This is a genomic window from Acidovorax sp. HMWF018, assembly GCF_003061035.1.
Taxonomy (GTDB): Bacteria; Pseudomonadota; Gammaproteobacteria; order Burkholderiales; family Burkholderiaceae_C; genus Acidovorax; species Acidovorax delafieldii.
In genome coordinates, this window is record NZ_QAIM01000294.1 from 1 (window position 1) to 1,462 (window position 1,462).

Annotated in this window: 3 protein-coding genes; all 3 read left to right on the plus strand. The window is 56.0% G+C overall.

The window, feature by feature from the left end; all coding sequences use genetic code 11:
- Positions 1–226, plus strand: a 226-nt coding sequence (locus DBR23_RS30505; RefSeq protein WP_233250393.1) for a hypothetical protein, incomplete at its 5' end; no start/stop codon positions are given.
- A 358-nt stretch (positions 227–584) separates the two neighbouring features.
- Complete coding sequence (locus tag DBR23_RS32255) at positions 585–752, plus strand: four-helix bundle copper-binding protein (protein WP_369882101.1); 168 nt, start codon at positions 585–587, stop codon at positions 750–752.
- A gap of 134 nt (positions 753–886) precedes the next feature.
- On the plus strand, positions 887–1,195 hold the full coding sequence (locus DBR23_RS10890) for a DUF305 domain-containing protein (protein WP_108498248.1): 309 nt from the start codon (positions 887–889) through the stop codon (positions 1,193–1,195).
- Positions 1,196–1,462 lie beyond the last annotated feature (267 nt).

Consider the following 1,462-nt stretch of genomic DNA (forward strand, 5'->3'; position numbering starts at 1 on the left):
CGTACTTGCAATCGGTGGCTGTTGGCACGATTGTCGATGTCCCTACATCTTCATCAAGATGATTTTGCCGTACGCTTATGTTGCATTGATCACGCTCTTCATCGATGAACGTAGTGCGCTGCGCGGTCGTTGCCTCAGCAACTCAACTGTACGAGCAAACGACCGGCATACAGATATGAATAGCAACTGGCCGTTGCGGCGACCCTCGCGCGAATGTGATGCGTAAATTACAGCCCTGAAATCTCCTCGTAATCTAGGGCGCATAACGACGGCAAATAGCTCGAAAGCCGCGTCAATTGGCGGTGCCAGCCTACAGCGCCGATTACCCCAGACTGCAAAAGATGGACGCTCCTCGCAGGCAACTGCGCAGGTTCTCGCTCATCTTTCGAGCTACTTATCAGGAGATTTTGATGAACCACACCCCGAACCAATATGTGTCTTGCATCGAGGCTTGCCAGTCGTGCGCCACGGCCTGCCATCAGTGCTTCGCAGCTTGTTTGAAAGAAGACGACGTGAAGATGATGGCACGCTGCATTGCCCTGGACGTCGACTGCGCAGCAGCGTGTAGCTTTGCGGCCGACGCCATGGCGCGCAATAGCGAGCATGCAGCTGCGATTTGCGCGCTGTGCGCTCAGATCTGCAAGGCCTGCGCCGATGAATGCGCCAGGCATGAGGCAGACCACTGCAAGGCCTGTGCGCAGGCTTGTCTCAAGTGCGCCCAAGAGTGCGACGCCATGGCGCGTGCGGCTTAATCCCGTTGCTTAACTCCTGGAGAGCATCTATGAAAACATTCCCAGCTTCTCACTCGCTGTCCGCCGCCGCTGTCATAGCTTGTGGCTTGTTGTCGCCTCTGGCACTGCATGCCCAGACCGCTCCCCACTCGGGCATGAAGGGCGCCGGTATGGATCAATCGATGCCTCACGGCAAGATGGACATGAAGGCAATGATGAAAGAGAACAACGACAAGATGGCATCCGCGCCAATGTCGGGCAACCCAGATGTGGATTTTGCCCAGATGATGCGGGTCCACCACCAGGGTGCGATTGACATGGCCCAGGCCCAGTTGCGGGATGGCAAGGACCCGAAAATGCTCAAGATGGCCAAGGACATCGTTGCCGCTCAGAAAAAGGAAATCGCTGAACTGGATGCATTTTTGGCCCGCAGTGGCAAGACACCTGCCGCTCCTACCAAATAGTCCTGAGTCCGATGTCGCTGCCCTGGCTCTTGGATCGTCGAAATCCAGGGCAGTGCCGTTTGGGAAGGGATCGGATGCCTGTTGCAGTCCAGGCCCTTGATTGAGGTCAAAGGTGGCAAAGGTTCTTGCTTGACACTCCCACCGTGTTAAGGCAACGCTGATTAAGGTCCGCCATTGAGAGGGGTCAAACGTTATCCGCAGATGAAGCAGCAGACCTTGGCAATGGCCGCAGATCAAGACAACGGATTCGAGCATTCGCGCAAACCC

Excerpts from the sequence above, each read along its gene's own strand:
- DBR23_RS10890 (WP_108498248.1), top strand. The coding sequence starts at position 887 with ATGAAGGGCGCCGGTATGGATCAATCGATGCCTCACGGCAAGATGGAC.
- DBR23_RS32255 (WP_369882101.1), top strand. The coding sequence starts at position 585 with ATGGCGCGCAATAGCGAGCATGCAGCTGCGATTTGCGCGCTGTGCGCT.